A 19,098-nucleotide genomic window follows, 5' to 3' on the forward strand; every position below is an offset into this window, starting at 1 on the left:
TTGAATCGAAAATTATACAAAATATTCGTACTCTGTCCCATGAAAACGTACAATGGAGAAAAGGAGGGGAACAGAAGATGAAAAATATACATGCTGCCAAAACACTCCATAACGGAGTACAAATGCCGTATTTAGGCCTTGGAGTGTATAAAATGACAGAGGAAGAAACATCCGCCGAATCCATTCGTTATGCTGTAAATACCGGATACAGGCTGATTGATACAGCCACCTTATATGAAAATGAACATATTGTTGGAAGAGCGGTAAAAGAATCAGATGTCGAGAGAGAAAAACTGTTCATTACAACCAAGGTCTGGAATACGGATCAAGGCTACGATGCTGCGCTAAGGGCTTTTGAGCAGAGTATGAAAAAACTTGATATGGATTACCTGGATCTGTATATGATTCATTGGCCTGTTCAGGGTAAATACAAAGATACGTGGCGTGCCTTAGAAAGACTGTATGATGAAAAAGCCGTCAAGGCCATCGGTGTTTGCAACTTTCAAATCCATCATTTGGAGGAACTCGCTGCCGTCAGTAACGAAAAGCCTGTTGTAAACCAGGTAGAACTTCATCCCCGATTATCGCAGGAGCCGTTGCGTGAATACTGCCAAGAGCAAAATATTGCGGTTGAAGCCTGGTCTCCTATCGCTCGGGGAAGGTTGCTGGAAGAACCCACATTAAAACATCTGGCTGAGAAACACAGGAAAACTCCAGCTCAAATTATTCTGCGCTGGCACCTGCAAAATGGCGTGATTGTCATTCCAAAATCCATCCATAAAGACAGAATCCGAGAGAACGCCGACGTGTTTGATTTTGAACTATCCATGAATGAAATGAATAAAATCAGCGCCTTGAATATGGATGAGCGGTACGGACCAGACCCGGACAATCTTAATTTTTCGTAAGAGAAGGCGTAAGCTTATTTCCACCATCTGTGACTGACTGGCAGACTGATGTGGAAGATGCAATTTCCTTCAACGATTCATGTATAAAGATATTGATTTAACTCTTCAACAACGGGAAAGAAGTAAACGATAGAACATCGTTTACTTCTTTCCCTTTTAGATATAATCCAATCCTTTTTCACTACTTTAAAAAAATTCCATTTTATTTCCTTCCATTACCATAAGAACGGCCGTCAGACCTGTGTTATCCTTAATAGCAAGATATATAAAATTAAAGGCAGGGTCAGTTATGAAAGTTGTGTTTGCGGCAAGTTTGAAACAAGAAGAGATGATACGAGAATTAATTAGCCACTTGTATCAGTCAGTATTTCCTTTATATTTTACTGAAGAAGAAATTAGGGATATGAAAAGATTAAGCGTATTAAAAACACCCGAAACAGGGGTTGAATGGCTGAACTCGGCAGAGGATGCCTTCCGGATTATTGCTGCTTTACAAGTGCTTATTTCTATGCTGGAAACAACATCTTTACCGGGTGAACGGAAAGATTATCAGCGCATGTTTATAAAAAACAAACATATTTTGGAAGAACATGGTATCTCTTTTCCTTTTACATATACGCAATTTTGCCTGCTCCATAAAGAAGACTTGGCATATACGATGTTTGCAACTGCTGCCAATCAATACTTATTATAACCAAAGCCGGCCAATCAATGGCCGGCTTAATCTTTCCTATTTAACATTTTCCTTCAACCATGCTTCAATATCTTCCTCTGACTGTTCGCCGACAAGTCGCCCGTCTTCTTCACCATTGTTAAAGTGCATGAGTGTAGGTGTGTATTTAATCCTATATTGATTAAATCCGTCTTCATATTCAAGCAAATTAAACTTATATACATCAACCCCTGCCGCTTCGGCTGCCGGCACTAACCTGGGAGTCGTATTGATACAGTGCGGACAGGTTGGGCTAAAGAAGTAAACAGTCACATCTTCTTTGTTCGCCAACTTTTCCTCCAAATCTTTAGGCAAAATGATGTTATCATATAAAGGATCGTCCAGCAGGTCAATAGTGGCCGGATGAAGATCGTCTTTTTGATAAACATTTCCTTCTGCTTTTTTAGATTGCTGATACTTCGTAAGACCTGCAATTCCTGCAAATATTACAATGATCACAACTAAGAATATGATAAGTTTTTTCATAATTGTTTTTCCCCCTTTAAGGACTTTAATAATACTACACTAACGATCAATATTATGGAAAAAGCAACGAGTGCCAGAAACGGAATAGTGATAAAGCCCATCCAGTTGATATATTGGCCTGTACATGGGACCCTCCCGCACGCAGGAGCACTTGAAGAAAAAAAATCCGCTTTTTGAATAAGATAATGATATAAGGAAAAGCATGCTCCGATTCCAGAGAGCACAGCGGTATAGATAGCGATGCCCGCTTGTTTTTTTACAGCTGCAATACCGAGTATAATGGTCAGCGGATACATGAGAATTCTTTGGTACCAGCAAAGTTCGCATGGCTCAAACTGTTGGATTTCAGAAAAATATAAGCTGCCTAATGTGGCAACTACCGAAACAGCCCATGAAAAAAAAAGCAAGTTTTCCTGTTTTTTTGCTTTTTTGGATTCCATCTCCATCACTGCCTTCATCTGTTTGATTAACAATACTTTGATTATAGTATTAATGACCGCCGGATGTAAAAAATATAGGTGCTTGTAACAAGATTGTTAAATATTTGGTAAGGAGCCAGGAAGGAAAAGAATACGCCGCGTACCCCGGTTCTCTGGTTTTGTCAGGATAAAAATGCAATTTCCCCGAATACATTTGTCTGCGATGTGTCGGGCAGCAGCCCTTCTGTTCAGTTCCTAACACAAGGACAACCTTGCCTTCAGATTAACCCCCTATTCGCAAAGCAATTTAAAAAAACATATGAAGAAAAACGGCTTACGGGAAAATCCCGAAAGCCGAATTATAATTGGATCAGCGAATGTTCATCAAAAACATTTTGATGGTCTGTGACTTCTGCTGCATGCTCCAAAAAACGAAGGAGCGAAAATAACTGCCGCTCAATCAGTGTGTAATCTTTTGAAAAGTAATACGCATGCAAAAAACGCTCAATTCTTTTCGACAGCATATCATCCTTAGTCCTGACCATGAGAATGATCAAATTATCCCATTCGGACCGATGCGTATAGTAAAGAGCCTTATCATAGTCGATCAAGTCGATTCCCTCCTTTTTAGGAGTTATATCTAGTATGGGCTATTTCAGAAAATCCTCTTGGTGTAAATGTTGACATTGCCCATATTGCGTCTGCCAATTTTTGAATAAAAAGATGTCTTTCATGATTAGCCTTCCGAGGTCATACATTGTAGGTAAAGGAGGGAATACTCATGAGTACGGATGCAAAAGCGTTAAATAAAGCCATTGGTGAAATTACTGAAATTGCCAGCGGATTTGGACTGGATTTTTATCCTATGCGCTATGAAATTTGCCCTGCAGATATCATCTATACATTTGGAGCATACGGAATGCCGACTCGTTTTTCCCACTGGAGCTTCGGAAAGCAGTTTTTCAAAATGAAACTGCATTATGATTTTGGGTTGAGTAAAATATATGAGCTCGTGATTAATTCAAATCCCTGTTATGCTTTTCTTCTTGATTCCAACAGCTTAATTCAAAATAAATTAATCGTGGCCCATGTGCTTGCACATTGTGACTTTTTCAAAAATAATGTCCGTTTTTCAAATACAAACCGGGATATGGTTGAGAGTATGGCTGCCACTGCAGAAAGAATCAGGCAGTATGAAATTGAATACGGGCGGCGGGAAGTCGAGGAATTTTTGGATGCTGTCCTTTCAATTGAGGAACATATTGACCCATCACTGCTTCGCCCGGCGTTAGATTGGACATTGGATGATGAGGAAGACGAATGGGAGGAAGAAGAAGCTTCTGCTACGGAATATGATGATTTGTGGGAATTGGACCAGCCAAAAAAGAAACCAGAAAGAAAACGCCGCAAAAAGAAGTTTCCTCCCCAGCCTGAAAAAGACTTGTTGTTGTTTATTGAACAATACAGCCGCGAACTTTCAGACTGGCAAAGGGATATTATGACCATGGTCCGTGAGGAAATGCTGTATTTTTGGCCCCAGCTTGAAACGAAAATCATGAATGAAGGATGGGCATCCTATTGGCATCAAAGGATTATTCGTGAGATGGATTTAACAAGTGATGAAGCAATAGAGTTTGCGAAACTGAACGCCGGAGTGATTCAGCCATCCAAAACAAGCATCAATCCGTATTATTTGGGTCTGAAAATTTTTGAAAATATAGAAGAACGCTGGGACCATCCCGATGATGATTTAAAAAAGCAGGGTGTAAAGCCCGGCTCCGGAAGGGAAAAAATATTTGAAGTGCGTGAGCTGGATTCGGATATTTCTTTTCTCAGGAATTATTTAACAAAAGACCTGGTAACACGGGAAGATATGTATTTATTCCAAAAACAGGGAAGAGAATATAAAATTGTTGATAAACAATGGGAGGAAGTCCGTGATCAGCTAGTCAATATGAGAGTGAATGGGGGTTTTCCTTATTTAACGGTCAATGATGGCGATTATATGAAAAACGGTGAATTGTATATTCAGCATTCTTACGAAGGGGTCGAATTGGATTTAAAGTATTTGGAGAAAGTTCTTCCGTATATTTACCAGTTATGGGGAAGAGCAGTACATTTGGAAAGCGTCGTGGAAAATAGACCTATGCTCTTCAGCTACGATGGAAAAAACATTCAGCGTAAATTCTTGTAGTGAGCAAGGAACCATTGCCTTATGGAGAAATCAATTATTCCAAAGCACACCATGCAGCGGTGTGTTTTTTATGTTTTAAAAAATGCAGAAAAGGAAGTATGTAAATACAGGATACACGAGAATGGAGGAGCGTTGTATGTTTCTTGATAGTTATATTAACCAGAAAATTCAAATCAAATTTAAGCATTTGCCTGAAGCCATGACCGGACCTGTCACGGGAATTTATTACCCGGATAAGTGGTGTGTAGCGAAACTGATCTATACAGAATCTATGGGAATCTGGATAGAAAATCCTTGTTATGAAAGAACAAAGGTGCTGGATGATGACGGAACAGCGGTACCTAAAGCCGACCAGTTTTCGCAAAGGTGCCCTACTCACCTATTGATTAAATGGGAATATATTGCATCTATAGTTACCTTCCCTGCAGAAGAGCTGACCGGTGCAGGCGAGGAAGCAAAAATGATTGGATTTCAGACATAAACACACGAAAAATCCGTGTGTTTTTTACTGTCTTTTTTTGTTTCGGAACGCTTCCCAGGAAGTTTTTAAAGATGCATAGACACCGACCGCTGCATTACCGTAAAAAAGCCCCATAAAAATTGCTCCCCAAAAATGAAAGCGGTGGGCAATACATAAAGCAAACAATAATCCCAGGATATTGGCGACAGTCGGAATAAGTACACGTGGTATCGGAAGAAAAAATTTAATCATTTGAGTGGCTGCCAAAACAGCCGGTACAGCAATGAGAGAGTCCCAAAAATTGGTATGGATGACTGGAAATGGTTCCATATTTTTCACACCTTAAATGATTATTTATTATAACGTGCCCTAAACCAAAAATGATATGATTGATCTTTCAAAATTGGATGCTTTCAGGAATGTTTTTTGATAGCCGTCATATGCTTGTCCATAGAAACACATACTTAACCCGCACCATTCAAAAAGAAGAGAGCAGGGGATGCAGGTGAAAAAAGCTTACTCTATACAAATGGAAAAAACGATAAGCGGGAAGCCGGCAGGACATTCAAATAAAAAATTTGCTTTAGACCGAGGATCTGCTGCTATTGCTATTGATCATAAGAAAATTGTAAATCGACAGGTAAAAAAGAAAGTGCTCCGTTTAGATATTGACGGAATGACCTGTTCAGCCTGTACAGCAAGGATTGAAAAAGTTTTAAAGAAAATGAAGGGAATTGAGTCGATAAACGTAAATTTGGCAACAGAAACGGGTGTTCTTAAAATAATAGAAGATGTTGTTTCGACTAATGACGTAATAGAAAAAATCCAGCATCTCGGTTACGGAGCAAAAGTGAAATCAGCAGAAGCAGATAAAAAAAAGGCCAGGGCGGAAAAATACAAAAAGCAAAAACAAAAGTTTTTTATTTCTGCATGCTTATCGTTGCCATTACTATATACGATGCTGGGGCATCTTCCGGGGAATTGGGCAGTGCCGGTGCCGGCCATACTGCTTAACCCCTTGATCCAGTTTGTGCTGGCGGCACCCATTCAATTTTATGCGGGTTCCCAATTTTATAAAGGAGCCTATCAGTCATTAAGCCATCACAGTGCTAACATGGATGTCCTTGTGGTCATTGGAACGTCTGCTTCTTTTTTGTACAGTGTTTTGGAAGGCGTCCGGTCTTTTCTTTACCGCGGGTATGAACCACATCTTTATTTTGAGACGAGTGCTGTTTTAATCACATTAATCCTGCTGGGGAAGCTTTTGGAAGCAAGGGCAAAAAGCAGAACAACCCAAGCTATCGCTCACTTATTAAATTTACAGGCAAAAAAAGCAAATATCTTACTTGGAATAACAGAGAAGCAAATTTCCATTGAAGGGGTGAAAGCGGGTGATGTCCTGGTTGTCCGTCCAGGCGAGAAAATACCCGTTGACGGGGAAGTCATATTTGGTGAAACAGCCATAGATGAATCGATGATCACCGGCGAGTCTATTCCGGCAGTGAAGCGGCCGGGAGATCAGGTCATTGGGGCTACTATCAATAAGAATAGCATGGTTCATATGAGAGCAACTAAAATCGGAAAAGAATCGGTACTGGGCAAAATTGTTCAGACTGTAGAAGAGGCCCAAGGAAGCAAGGCTCCAATCCAAAGATTTGCCGATCGAATTTCAAGTGTATTTGTTCCTGTTGTGGCAGGAATTGCACTCCTTACTTTTTTGTCATGGCTTTTTCTGATAGATCCCGGAAATGTTGAAAGAGCACTAGTGTCTTCGATCACTGTATTGGTTATTGCCTGTCCGTGTGCTCTTGGTCTTGCAACTCCAACATCCATCATGGTGGGATCTGGTAAAGGAGCCGAGACGGGCATCCTCTTTAAAGGTGGAGAGCATTTGGAAATAATGCATAAAGTAAATACTGTTATTTTCGATAAAACAGGCACGATTACCGAGGGGAAACCTGCGGTGACAGACATCGAACTTTATCACGACAAAGCCCTTTCGTATCTTGTTTCAGTTGAGTATGGGTCTGAACATCCTTTGGCAAAAGCAGTCGTCCATTATGGAATACAGATGAAAGTGGAAAGAGAGGCCGTATCGGAACTTCAAACAATAACAGGGCAAGGTGTACATGCGGTGATTGAAGGACATCACGTGATAGCGGGATCAAGAAAGTTGATGAGCCATCATATGGTGTTATACCAAAATAAGCTGAAAAGAGCAGAGGAGCTGGAGAGCCAGGGAAAAACAGTTATATTTATAGCCATTGACGGTAAGCTGGCAGGAATCATTGCAGTGGCAGATACTATAAAAAGCGGTGCAAGAGAAGTGGTCAGTCTATTGAAGGAAAAAGGAATAGAAGTGCAGATGATGACGGGTGATCATGAAAGGCCTGCAATGGCTATAGCCCGGGATCTAGGGATTGAACATGTATATTCGAGCGTATTACCGGGACAAAAAGCAGAAAAAATAAGGAAGCTCAAAGGCCAGGGCAAAATTGTAGCGATGATAGGCGACGGGATCAACGATGCTCCGGCTCTTGCTGAAGCAAATGTGGGAATTGCAATGGGAACGGGAACGGATATTGCCATAGAAGCAGCCGATCTGACTATTCTGGGAGGAGATTTGGATCTGGTATCCAAAGCTTTCCGATTGAGTCACGCCGTTATGAGAAATGTCCGGCAAAACTTTTTCTGGGCCCTTGCCTATAATTCAGCAGGGATTCCAATAGCTGCCGCAGGCTTGCTGGCTCCATGGGTTGCTGGTGCCGCCATGGCATTTAGTTCCGTTTCTGTGATAACCAATTCACTGCGCCTGAAAAAATTCAATTGACAGCGATCGCAAATATTGAATCCGGTTCACATGGCATCCCGTTATCGGTAACACTTTCCCGATCTTTAATCATTAAATGAATTTGGAATCATTAATCGGAACTTCTTACCGATAAACAATCCTGTTTAAATGGATAATGACTGTGCATATGAAATATTTGTACATTTTTTATGTCTGTATGCTTGCCGAGAAGCAAGATGGAAGCATAAATCAATTTCTTGCGATAAGATAGAACAAGATGAAGAGTTAGAACAAGATTCCAAAGGAGATGAATATTGTGAAAGTATTCGTTGTAGGTGCAAATGGCCAAATCGGTCGTCATATGATGAATATGATGAAGGAAAGCGGTGAGTATACAGGTATTGGGATGGTCAGAAGTGCCGAGCAGAAAGAAACCTTTAAAGAAAAAGGAATCGATGTGGTCCTTGGGGATTTAGAAGGCAGTGCGGAAAGCTTGGCTGAGCTTATGAAAGGGTTTGATGCTGTGATTTTTACAGCCGGGTCAGGCGGTCATACCGGAGCAGACAAAACTCTGCTGATTGACTTGGATGGAGCTGTTAAAACGATAGAAGCTGCTGAAAAGGCCGGGATTAACCGCTTTGTGATGGTAAGCGCTTTTCAGGCTAATAACAGGGAAAACTGGAATGAGAAAATCAAACATTACTATGTTGCCAAACATTATGCGGACCGTGCGTTGATACAAAGCAAGCTAAACTATACCATTGTTAAGCCTGGCGGTTTGACGAACGATGCCGGTACCGGAAAGGTATCCGCAGGTGAAGGGATTGAAAGAGGTAATATTCCACGGGAAGATGTGGCAAAAACCGTATTGGAATGCCTAAGAGAAGAAAATACATTTAAGAAATCTTTTGACCTTGTTTCGGGTAATCTTCCGATTAGAGAAGCCTTGCAAAAAATTTGATGGGCGGGGTGAATATGAACGTTATTGACCTGCATTGTGATGTTCTGTGGAAATTATGGGAGAGCAAACTGAACTTCAAAAATTCCAAAGAGCTGGACTCTAATAAAGAGCGCTTAAAAGAAGGGCGTGTGAAAGTTCAGTGTTTTGCTGTTTTTATTCCTCCTGAAGTCAAGTCGGACATGCAATTTCAGGCAGCTATCGAGCAAGTCAATTATTTTTACACGGAAATAGTTGGAAAGAACGAAGACATCAAACACATCCGATGCTGGGAAGATATAAATGAATTGAAACCCGGAGAAATTGGTGCCGTCCTCACATTGGAAGGTATTGATTGTATTGGAAACGACCTTCAAAAACTTAGTCATCTGTACCATATAGGTATACGATCGGTTGGTATAACCTGGAATTTGGCCAATTTGGCAGCTGATGGAGCCGGGGAGCCGCGTGGTGGCGGACTTACTTCATTCGGAAGGGAAGCCGCAGCATTTCTGAATGAGCATAAGATCTTGGTAGATGTATCTCATTTAAGTGAAAGAGCATTTTGGGACGTCATCGAAATGGCTCATTATCCAATTGCCAGCCATTCCAATGCTCAAGCCCTTTGCGCTCACCCACGGAACTTGACGGATCAGCAGGCTGAAGCCCTGTTTTCAAAAGGCAGTATGGTCCATGTTGTATTCTATCCGGAGTTTATTAGCCAGGATGGAAAAGCGAATATTTCAGATCTTATCAAACATATTGACCACTTCTGTTCATTGGGCGGAGTAAACCATATCGGGTTTGGCTCTGATTTTGATGGGATTGATCAATACGTTACAGGGCTTGAAAATGCCTCGAGATATCAAAATTTGATTAATGAACTATTAAAATATTATTCTGAAGAACAAGTCATGGGTTTTGCAGGGAAAAATTTTTTACATGTATTGTCTAATTGGGAATTAATGCGTTAAGAGAGCGGAAATAATATATTTATTAGCCCTTTCCAATCATTTTTCACTATCGATTGTAAAAAAACTTGGGTGCGGAGAATTTTGGGAGGATATTCATTTTTTTATGACAACGATTGATCTTGCCATGTTTTGACATCTATAGGAGTATTGTCATATGAAATGGTGAAAAGGTACGAATGGGGTTGTCTCGGCCTTGATAACTCAGCCAGGTTCCGATGATACTCTTATACGGGCTGGCATCTATATTGTAAAAAAATGAAGATGCGACACCCGGATGCTCAAAAAGCTGGAGTGGTTTCGTTTCTACAGAAAAACCCTGGTTCAAATGGCCAGGGTCTTTCTTTTGTGAAAGGGGCAAAAGACCTTAAAAGTGAACTTTCAGAACGTTACATGAGAACTATGTATTCTAAAAATTAATTCAATTATAATAAAAAGAAGAAATATGGAGAAAGAGGGGGAGTTAAAATGAAAAAACAATGGGTGGCTCTTGTTGCATTATGTCTGATATTCGCAACCGCCTTTTCATCCAGCGCGTTTGCAGCTGAAACCATACCCGGCGGACCTTCGACAAATGGCAAATTGAGCTATGAAAGTGTGATTGATTATGAGGAAATGATAGAGGGCCTGAAAAAAATTGAACATGCAAGCAAAGGTAAAGTAGAAGTTTTTACTCTGGATGAATACGGTAAAACTGAGCAGGGCCGCAGTATCTATGCTGCTAAAGTTGGAGAGGGTCCGATGAAAATTTGGGTTCAGGCCCAAATTCATGGGGATGAGAAGCTCACAACGGGAGCTGTTATGGAACTGCTGAAAGCACTCGGCAAAAGCGGAAATAAAGAAGTAAAGCAGATTTTAGAGAACTCCACCATCTACGCGATTCCGATGTACAATCCGGATGGAAGCTTGATGAATATCAGGCAAACCGTTCTTCATGATGAAGAAGGGAACTCATTAAACAGAAGAATTGACCTGAACCGTGACTGGTCAGAAAATGGATTTGCTGCAAAAGAATCTTTAGCAGTATATAAGTTTTGGGCCGATGTGAAGCCGGATTATGCAGTGGACTTGCATCATCAAGGGTTTAAAACGGTGTATGGAACAAATTACTCTACATCCATGTCGCTTGGCGTATCCTTGGCACCCAATGGACCCACACTTCCAGGTATCAAAGATGGGCTTTATAATGATTTGACCAGGCAGATGTCTGTGTACGTTTACGATGCATTAAAGGATTATGGACATATGCATATTGACCGGTACCAAGTCGGGGGCGGAGACAGTAAATATGAGATTGATATTAGAGGAGGAGTGGTCTCTGCCATGATGCTTGGATTGAATTATAACAATATCAATCCAACAGGTCACAGTAACCCGGCTATTTTCTTTGAAACAAAAGGAAATACAAGAGATGGCGGTCTTGGACAAAAATCGAACGGGCACTTGGAAAGACAAAATTATCTTGGATTAAAGGCCCTGTTATATGGTCTTGCAACAGGAGAAGTTCAGCAAGTAGATCCTGACCGATGGGAAGAAATTCCGGCATACCCGCTGGCGGGTTACCAAACGGATTCCGGAATTGTTCCTGTTAATCAGTAACATATATTAACTGAAAAGGTGATGGACCCCAAAAGTTAGCGTAAGAATCTAACTTTTGGGGTTTTTTGTTGACTAAAACAGATGGAAATCTTGAGTCTAAAATAAAGGTCATAAAATTCGTTAAATCATGTTTTTTCTTTAAACCGTTTCAATTCTGAAAATAATGTTATATAATAACTAACAACAACTAAATCTGATATATAACAGGACATTGGAGGAGGAGAAAGAACATGGAGAAGTACTTGACAATCAGCGGATTGCAAATTGATAACACCCTGTTTCAGTTTATAGAGAGGGAGGCCCTGCCGGATACCGGAATTCAAAGTGATCAGTTTTGGGAAGGATTTAGCCGGATCGTCCAAGACATGGCCCCGCGAAATAGGGAATTATTACAGGAAAGGGAACGTCTGCAGACGCAGATTAATGAGTGGCACCGTAAAAACCCGGGTCTTTTTGATGTTGATAAGTATAAGGGATTTCTTAATGAGATCAATTACCTTGAACAGACTGTTGAAGATTTTTCGATTCAAACAAAAAATGTAGACGATGAAATTGCTCTTCAGGCAGGACCACAGCTCGTTGTACCGGTGAATAATGCCAGGTACGCCATTAATGCAGCAAATGCCAGGTGGGGAAGTCTGTACGATGCACTGTATGGAACGGATGTGATAGACGAGGCAGACGGAGCTGAACTTACAACCCGCTATAATCCAATCCGGGGACAAAAAGTTATTGAATATGGAAGACAGTTTCTAGACGAAATTGCTCCTCTTCAAGGGGGTTCACACCAAGAAACTGTTTGTTATAAAATAGTTGATCAAAATCTGGCAGCCGAGCAAAAGAACGGATCGATTGGAAAACTGCTTCATCCCGATCAATTGATCGGATATCAAGGGCCGAGGGATCATCCTCAGGCAGTTCTGCTCGCAAACAACGGATTGCATGTAGAAATTCAGTTGGATCCTGATGATCCCATTGGCCGGACAGATGCTGCAGGAGTGAAAGATCTATTCATCGAATCAGCCGTCTCGGTAATTATGGACTGTGAAGACTCCGTGGCTGCGGTCGACGCAGAGGATAAAGTGATTGTGTATAGAAATTGGTTTGGCTTGATGAGAGGAACCCTGCAATCCGTGTTTGAAAAAGAGGGGAAAACCATTCGCAGGGTTTTGAACGAAGACAGAACATACAGATCTCCCGAAGGAGATGAAATCAAGCTGCGCGGCCGCTCTTTGTTATTAGTCCGTAACGTTGGTCATTTGATGACAACACCTGCCATATTAGACAAGAATGGCAATGAGATTCCGGAAGGAATCATGGATGCAGTCATCACCAGTTTAATAGCAAAGCATGATCTATTGGGAAATACCACGAAGAAAAACTCTGAAAAAGGTTCTGTTTACATTGTTAAGCCTAAAATGCATGGACCAAAAGAAGTGGCATTTGCTAACGAGCTATTTGACCGGGTGGAAGATTTGCTGGGTTTTGAGAGAAATACCTTAAAAATGGGGATTATGGATGAGGAACGGCGCACCTCCTTGAATCTGAAAGCCTGTATTTATGAGGCCCGAGAAAGAATAGTTTTTATCAATACGGGGTTTCTTGACCGGACCGGAGATGAAATTCATACATCGATGGAAGCGGGGCCAATGATCAGAAAAGATGATATGAAATCATCGGAGTGGCTCATGGCATATGAACAGTCCAATGTTCTTTCCGGACTCCATACAGGATTTCCCGGCCGTGCCCAAATAGGAAAAGGCATGTGGGCCATGCCCGACAAAATGAAAGCCATGCTTGAACAAAAAATCAGCCAGGTGGAAGCAGGGGCCAATACAGCATGGGTTCCGTCTCCAACAGCTGCTACACTGCATGCGTTGCATTATCATCAAAAAAATGTCTGGGAGATTCAGGGTCAGATGACCAAGAATGTAAGAAATGTGGAATCAGCCATGCTAAGTATTCCGCATGCTCTTCATACGAATTATTCAAGTGACGAGATTCAGGAAGAGTTGGATAACAATGCCCAGGGAATACTGGGCTATGTAGTCAGGTGGGTGGATCATGGGATAGGCTGTTCCAAAGTACCGGATATTCATCATGTAGGGTTGATGGAGGATAGAGCCACATTGCGGATTTCAAGCCAACATATAGCAAATTGGCTTCACCACGGCATTTGTTCGGAAGAACAAGTATTGGAAACGATGAAAAGAATGGCGGCAGTTGTAGATGACCAAAATGCCGGAGACCCCTTATATCAAAGGATGTCAGACAATTTTGAGAGATCTGTTGCGTTCCAGGCTGCCTGTGATCTTGTGTTTTTAGGAAGAGATCAGCCCAATGGCTATACTGAGCCAATTCTTCACAAAAGACGTTTGGAATACAAGCAAAACATTTCTATGCAGCAAACTTAAAGAAATTACATTTATTAAATAAAAAATGTTATATAACAGTTGACTTAATTAGTCAGCTGTTATATATTATTGGTAATTGAATTATTAGATAATTAAGAAAGGGTGGGGGAACATGCAGACAAGGGAGAAAGCCGATAAAGAGTATATAGACGGGTGGATACTGGAAAAACTCTTGGAGGGCAAGACGGTCGAAGAGATTGAGGGAACGGCTTTTCTAATGGGAAATGAACTGTTTATATTAAAGACGAGCACAGTAGGCTCGCTTGATATAGAACCACTCAGAGTAAAAGAAATAGTTATGATCCAGAGCCAGGAACAACAAGTAAGTTCAAATATTTGTGACAAGTGCGGTTTAGAGCATTCATCCTTCAAAGACCTTCTTCAATGCTGTGAAGATATTGACTAATTTTTTTATGAACCCTGTTATATAACATGATTTTTTTATTTAACAGATATAATACAGTGTTGTACTAGATTGAATCTATCAATCTATTTAAAAATAAAAAAACAAGGAATGGGAGAGGTTATGATGACGAAAGAAAAGCAAATCCGCCAAATTGAAGAAAACTGGAAAGCAGACCGCTGGAAAGGAATTACAAGGCCTTATTCAGCTGAAGATGTTGCAAGGCTGCGAGGATCGGTGGTTGTTGAACATACGTTAGCCAGGATGGGTGCTGAAAGGCTCTGGAATTTAATAAATACGGAAGACTATATCAACGCGTTAGGGGCTTTGACTGGGAATCAGGCCATGCAGCAGGTAAAAGCGGGGCTCAAAGCGATATATTTGAGCGGCTGGCAAGTAGCAGCCGATGCTAACCTGGCTGGCCAGATGTATCCGGATCAAAGTTTGTACCCGGCCAACAGCGTACCTCAGGTTGTTAAGCGTATTAATCAGACATTACAGAGGGCAGATCAAATTCAACAGTCTGAAGGCGGGGGAGATACGTATTGGTTTGCACCGATCGTTGCAGATATGGAAGCCGGATTTGGAGGACCCCTAAATGTATTTGAATTAACCAAGGCGATGATTGAAGCAGGGGCAGGCGGCGTTCATCTGGAGGACCAGCTGGCTTCCGAGAAAAAGTGCGGGCATTTGGGCGGAAAAGTTCTTCAGCCTACACAAACAGCTGTACGCCATCTGATTGCGGCAAGGCTTGCAGCGGATGTAATGGATATACCAACGGTCATTATTGCAAGAACGGACGCTAATGCAGCTAACTTGATTACAAGTGATGTAGATCCGTATGATCGGGAGTTTTTGACGGGTGAAAGGAGCCCTGAAGGATTTTACTATACACACCCTGGATTGGAACAGGCCATTTCGAGAGGACTGGCGTATGCGCCATATGCCGACCTTATCTGGTGCGAGACAGCAGAACCCAATATTGAAGAGGCCCGTCGCTTTGCAGAAGCCATACATGAGAAATTCCCGGGGAAACTCCTTGCGTACAATTGCTCCCCCTCATTCAATTGGAAGAGCAAGCTGAGTGATGAAGAGATCGCTAACTTTCAACAAGAACTGGGAGCGATGGGGTATAAATTTCAATTTGTTACGCTTGCTGGATTCCATTCCTTAAATCACAGCATGTTTGAATTGGCTCGTGGATATAAAGAGTCGGGCATGGCAGCATACTCCAAGCTTCAGCAGGCAGAATTTGCTTCAGAGACGGCAGGGTATACGGCTACGCGCCACCAGCGGGAAGTCGGAACTGGCTATTTTGACGAAGTATCCATGGTGATTTCTGGAGGAACATCTTCTACCACTGCCCTGAAGGGTTCTACAGAGGCAGCACAGTTCCTGCAGTCCTAATCCCCATGAACTTTTGTTGAAGAGCATGCGTGAACATATTCTTTCATTGATTTTAACAAAATAAGGAAAAAAGTTAGTCTTATGTTTTGATAAATATATGATATAATACATTCAATCGAATGAAATTTTCCTTCGGGGCAGGGTGCAATTCCCGACCGGCGGTATTGAGACAATTGTCTCTGAGTCCGTGACCCGTCTCTTTTATGAGGGCGGTGGATTTGGTGAAATTCCAAAACCGACAGTGACAGTCTGGATGGGAGAAGGAAAATGCGTCATTTTTTTGGCCGAAATGGGCATGCCTATTTTTGTCTGTTTTGGGAAGGAAAAATATGACGTTTATTAAAGTTTGCTGTTTTTGCCCCGAAACAAGTTTCGGGGCTTTTTTCCGTCAATTATCCGTCATGGGAAGGAGGAACTATGGGAGATAAAGAATTTTATATGAAATTGGCCCTGCAGTTGGCTGAAGCTGTTGTTGGACAGACGAGTCCCAACCCGGCGGTTGGCTGCGTTGTTGCAAAAAATGGAAAGGTAATTGGCATGGGTGCACACCTGAAAGCAGGAGAAGCACATGCTGAAGTTAATGCCTTAAAGCAGGCCGGCGATGAGGCTGAAGGTGCAGATCTCTATGTGACACTGGAACCTTGTTCACATACAGGAAAAACACCGCCTTGCGCTGATTTAATTATTGAGAAAAAAATTAAACGGGTGTATATAGCTGGCCTGGATCCAAACCCTATGGTTGCCGGAAATGGGGTTGTAAAACTTCAAAACGCCGGAATACGAGTGGAACATGGAATATGTGAACAGCAGGCCAAAGAACTTAATAAATACTATTATCATTTTATGAAGACAAGAAAACCATTCGTCACATTAAAAACCGCTGTAACTTTTGACGGAAAGACGGCGGCTTCAAGCGGAGACAGCAAATGGATTACATCGGAACAATCCAGGTTGGATGTACATCATTACCGGCATCGCCACGATGCTATATTGACAGGCATCAATACCGTGATTCATGATAATCCCCATCTTACAACCCGATTGCCCCAGGGTGGAAAAAATCCCATTCGAATTGTATTAGATACTTATTTAAAGATTCCTTTAGAAGCCAATTTGTTAAATGATAAGGAAACGCCAACGATCATTGTGTGCGGGACACAAGCCAGCCAGGAAAAACTCATTGCTATTGAAAAAAAAGGTGCAAGAGTCAAAAAAATGCCTTCCGACACAATTGAACTGGATGACCTTCTTGTATGGCTGGGGGAAGAAAACTTCCTATCTGTTTTTGTAGAAGGAGGAGGAAGCGTACATTCATCATTTGTAGAAGCCGGCTGTTTCCAGGAGATCGTCATGTATATGGCGCCAAAATTAATTAATGACAAAAAAAGTGTCCAAGCCTTTGCCGGTATTCCAAAACAATGGATGAAAGAAGCGGCTTCACTTAGATTTACCTCAGTGGAACAGATAGGCCCTGATATAAAAATTACAGCTGTGCCCTTGGAAAGGGAGGGGATATAGATGTTTACCGGAATTATTGAGGAAATTGGAACGGTTATACGGATAGACCGAAAGGCAAAATCTTTTACGATTCATATTCAGGCCCATACGATTTTGGAAGATGTTCGGTTGGGAGACAGTATAGCCGTGAATGGTGTCTGTTTGACCGTGACAGATTTTTCTCGCTCCATGTTTCAGGCGGATGTCATGCCCGAAACATTTAAGTCGACTTCGCTAAGATTGTTATCATCCGGTTCAAAGGTGAACTTGGAGCGTGCCATGGCTGCCAACGGAAGATTCGGAGGGCATTTTGTCAGTGGCCACGTAGATGGTACCGGATTGGTTTTAAATAAAAAAAGAATGGAAAACGCACTGTATATGGATATTCAAATCCCCGAGGTTTTTCATCCATATGTGATGGAAAAAGGCTCCATCGCCATTGATGGAACATCTTTAACCATATTTGGGATAGAGAAAGATACTATCACGATTTCGCTTGTTCCTCATACGCAAAGCGAGACGATCCTGGCAGAAAAAAACTTGGGAGACCCTGTAAATATAGAATTGGATATGCTGGCAAAATATGTTCGTCGTATGCTCGGCAGCAACCAAGAAAAGCAGGAAATTACAATGGATTTCCTAACAGAAAAAGGATTTATTAAATAACAAATACAGCAAAGGGGTGACAGTATGTTTGATTCAATCGAAAAAGCTCTGGAAGATTTAAAAAATGGCAAAGTTATTATCGTCACTGATAATGAAGACAGGGAAAATGAAGGAGATTTTATCGCACTGGCAGAAAAGGCGACCCCGGAAGTAGTCAATTTCATGGCAAAAGAAGGGCGTGGGCTGATCTGCATGCCCATTACGGAACAGAAAGCGTCCGAATTAAAGCTTCCCCTCATGGTGGAGAAAAATACGGATCCATTGGGAACAGCCTTTACTGTAAGTGTTGATTATAAGGATTCTCACACAGGGATCAGCGCTTTTGAGCGTTCAGAGACGATCTTAAAGATGATAGAAGACGGGGTAACACCCGAAGACTTTAAAAGACCGGGACATATATTTCCGCTGATTGCCAAAGAAGGCGGCGTTCTAAAACGCCCCGGCCATACGGAAGCAGCTATTGATCTGGCGAGGCTGTGCGGGGCAAAGCCTGCAGGTGTGATCTGTGAAATCATGAAAGAGGATGGCACGATGGCACGAACCCCCGACCTGAGGAAAATTGCAGATACATTTGGACTGTCCATGATCACCATTAAAGATTTAATTGCTTATAGAAGTTCAACAGAACATCTTGTCAATAGGGAAGCCTCTGCATTATTGCCTACAGAATATGGAGATTTTAAGATCATTGCCTATACAAATGTTCTTGATGATAAAGAACATTTGGCTATTGTGAAAGGTGAAATTACACCGGACACGCCCATTATGGTACGAATGCATTCAGAGTGTCTGACAGGTGATATATTCGGTTCATGCCGTTGCGACTGCGGTCCGCAGCTCCAATCCGCTTTAAGGCGGATGGATGAAGAAGGGAAAGGGGTTCTACTCTACCTGCGGCAAGAGGGGAGAGGTATCGGTCTTATTAATAAGCTAAAAGCCTATAATCTTCAGGAAAAAGGGTTTGATACAGTGGAAGCCAATGAAGAACTGGGATTTCCCGCGGATATGCGTGATTTTACAGTTGGAGCGCAAATTTTAAAGGATTTGGGAGTTCAAAAAATTAGGCTGCTCACAAATAATCCGAGAAAACTTTCCAGCCTCGAAGGTTTTGGTTTTGACGTGACTGAGCGGATACCAATTCAACTTCCGTATAAAAGTGAAAATGAGAGATATTTAAAGACGAAAGCAGAAAAGCTGGGGCATATGCTTACATTTTAATCAAAGGGGAGACAAA

At 41.7% G+C, this 19,098-nt stretch carries 18 protein-coding genes and 1 riboswitch; of the genes, 14 read left to right on the forward strand and 4 right to left on the reverse strand.

The genetic code is table 11. The features are described 5' to 3' along the window. Positions 1–77 precede the first annotated feature (77 nt). Both ACFSCZ_RS11140 and ACFSCZ_RS11145 read left to right on the forward strand, forming a co-directional pair. Positions 78–908 (forward strand): aldo/keto reductase, encoded by an 831-nt coding sequence (locus ACFSCZ_RS11140; RefSeq protein WP_380774008.1) that lies wholly within the window; start codon positions 78–80, stop codon positions 906–908. 289 nt (positions 909–1,197) lie between these two features. Beyond that, positions 1,198–1,602 (forward strand): DUF5365 family protein, encoded by a 405-nt coding sequence (locus ACFSCZ_RS11145; RefSeq protein ID WP_380774009.1) that lies wholly within the window; start codon positions 1,198–1,200, stop codon positions 1,600–1,602. Between the two features lie 36 nt (positions 1,603–1,638). Here the strand turns inward: ACFSCZ_RS11145 and ACFSCZ_RS11150 are convergent, their stop codons facing one another. From ACFSCZ_RS11150 to ACFSCZ_RS11160, 3 genes are all read right to left on the reverse strand, one after another. Further along, the gene (locus tag ACFSCZ_RS11150) at positions 1,639–2,106 is read right to left on the reverse strand and encodes a thioredoxin family protein (RefSeq protein ID WP_380774010.1); all 468 of its coding nucleotides are present in this window, start codon (positions 2,104–2,106) and stop codon (positions 1,639–1,641) included. After that, positions 2,103–2,546: a disulfide oxidoreductase gene (locus ACFSCZ_RS11155; protein WP_380774011.1), complete on the reverse strand. Its 444-nt coding sequence runs from the start codon at positions 2,544–2,546 to the stop codon at positions 2,103–2,105. Before ACFSCZ_RS11155 ends, ACFSCZ_RS11150 begins: the two co-directional genes overlap by 4 nt. 338 nt (positions 2,547–2,884) lie before the next feature. Further along, positions 2,885–3,142, reverse strand: a complete 258-nt coding sequence (locus ACFSCZ_RS11160; RefSeq protein WP_380774063.1) for a YhdB family protein — start codon at positions 3,140–3,142, stop codon at positions 2,885–2,887. Between the two features lie 164 nt (positions 3,143–3,306). Between ACFSCZ_RS11160 and ACFSCZ_RS11165 the strand changes: the two genes are divergently transcribed. Then, on the forward strand, positions 3,307–4,719 hold the full coding sequence (locus tag ACFSCZ_RS11165; protein ID WP_380774012.1) for a SpoVR family protein: 1,413 nt from the start codon (positions 3,307–3,309) through the stop codon (positions 4,717–4,719). Between the two features lie 136 nt (positions 4,720–4,855). Continuing rightward, on the forward strand, positions 4,856–5,200 hold the full coding sequence (locus ACFSCZ_RS11170) for a hypothetical protein (RefSeq protein WP_380774013.1): 345 nt from the start codon (positions 4,856–4,858) through the stop codon (positions 5,198–5,200). A gap of 24 nt (positions 5,201–5,224) precedes the next feature. Here ACFSCZ_RS11170 and ACFSCZ_RS11175 read toward each other — a convergent pair whose 3' ends face one another. After that, positions 5,225–5,509, reverse strand: coding sequence for a hypothetical protein (locus ACFSCZ_RS11175; RefSeq protein ID WP_380774014.1), 285 nt, complete (start codon positions 5,507–5,509; stop codon positions 5,225–5,227). A 169-nt stretch (positions 5,510–5,678) separates the two neighbouring features. On the opposite strand from ACFSCZ_RS11175, the gene ACFSCZ_RS11180 reads away from it, so the two are divergent. From ACFSCZ_RS11180 to ACFSCZ_RS11225, 10 genes are all read left to right on the forward strand, one after another. Then, positions 5,679–8,009, forward strand: a complete 2,331-nt coding sequence (locus ACFSCZ_RS11180) for a heavy metal translocating P-type ATPase (protein ID WP_380774015.1) — start codon at positions 5,679–5,681, stop codon at positions 8,007–8,009. Positions 8,010–8,286: 277 nt separating this feature from the next. After that, positions 8,287–8,931, forward strand: a complete 645-nt coding sequence (locus ACFSCZ_RS11185; protein ID WP_380774016.1) for an SDR family oxidoreductase — start codon at positions 8,287–8,289, stop codon at positions 8,929–8,931. A gap of 14 nt (positions 8,932–8,945) precedes the next feature. Continuing rightward, on the forward strand, positions 8,946–9,881 hold the full coding sequence (locus tag ACFSCZ_RS11190) for a dipeptidase (RefSeq protein WP_380774017.1): 936 nt from the start codon (positions 8,946–8,948) through the stop codon (positions 9,879–9,881). A 465-nt stretch (positions 9,882–10,346) separates the two neighbouring features. Beyond that, complete coding sequence (locus ACFSCZ_RS11195; protein WP_380774018.1) at positions 10,347–11,477, forward strand: M14 family zinc carboxypeptidase; 1,131 nt, start codon at positions 10,347–10,349, stop codon at positions 11,475–11,477. A 230-nt stretch (positions 11,478–11,707) separates the two neighbouring features. After that, complete coding sequence (locus tag ACFSCZ_RS11200; protein WP_380774019.1) at positions 11,708–13,891, forward strand: malate synthase G; 2,184 nt, start codon at positions 11,708–11,710, stop codon at positions 13,889–13,891. 112 nt (positions 13,892–14,003) lie between these two features. After that, positions 14,004–14,297, forward strand: coding sequence for a hypothetical protein (locus ACFSCZ_RS11205; RefSeq protein ID WP_380774020.1), 294 nt, complete (start codon positions 14,004–14,006; stop codon positions 14,295–14,297). A gap of 123 nt (positions 14,298–14,420) precedes the next feature. Continuing rightward, positions 14,421–15,701: an isocitrate lyase gene (gene aceA / locus ACFSCZ_RS11210; protein WP_380774021.1), complete on the forward strand. Its 1,281-nt coding sequence runs from the start codon at positions 14,421–14,423 to the stop codon at positions 15,699–15,701. A gap of 124 nt (positions 15,702–15,825) precedes the next feature. Then, positions 15,826–15,970, forward strand: a riboswitch (FMN riboswitch). 148 nt (positions 15,971–16,118) lie between these two features. Further along, a complete protein-coding gene (ribD, locus tag ACFSCZ_RS11215) occupies positions 16,119–17,219 on the forward strand; it encodes a bifunctional diaminohydroxyphosphoribosylaminopyrimidine deaminase/5-amino-6-(5-phosphoribosylamino)uracil reductase RibD (protein ID WP_380774022.1) in 1,101 nt (366 codons plus the stop codon). Then, a complete protein-coding gene (gene ribE / locus ACFSCZ_RS11220; RefSeq protein ID WP_380774023.1) occupies positions 17,220–17,864 on the forward strand; it encodes a riboflavin synthase in 645 nt (214 codons plus the stop codon). A 24-nt stretch (positions 17,865–17,888) separates the two neighbouring features. Further along, complete coding sequence (locus ACFSCZ_RS11225) at positions 17,889–19,082, forward strand: bifunctional 3,4-dihydroxy-2-butanone-4-phosphate synthase/GTP cyclohydrolase II (RefSeq protein WP_380774024.1); 1,194 nt, start codon at positions 17,889–17,891, stop codon at positions 19,080–19,082. Positions 19,083–19,098: the final 16 nt, after the last annotated feature.

The sequence above is a fragment of the Siminovitchia sediminis genome, from assembly GCF_042680885.1.
In the GTDB taxonomy this organism is placed as follows: Bacteria; Bacillota; Bacilli; order Bacillales; family Bacillaceae_C; genus Siminovitchia; species Siminovitchia sediminis.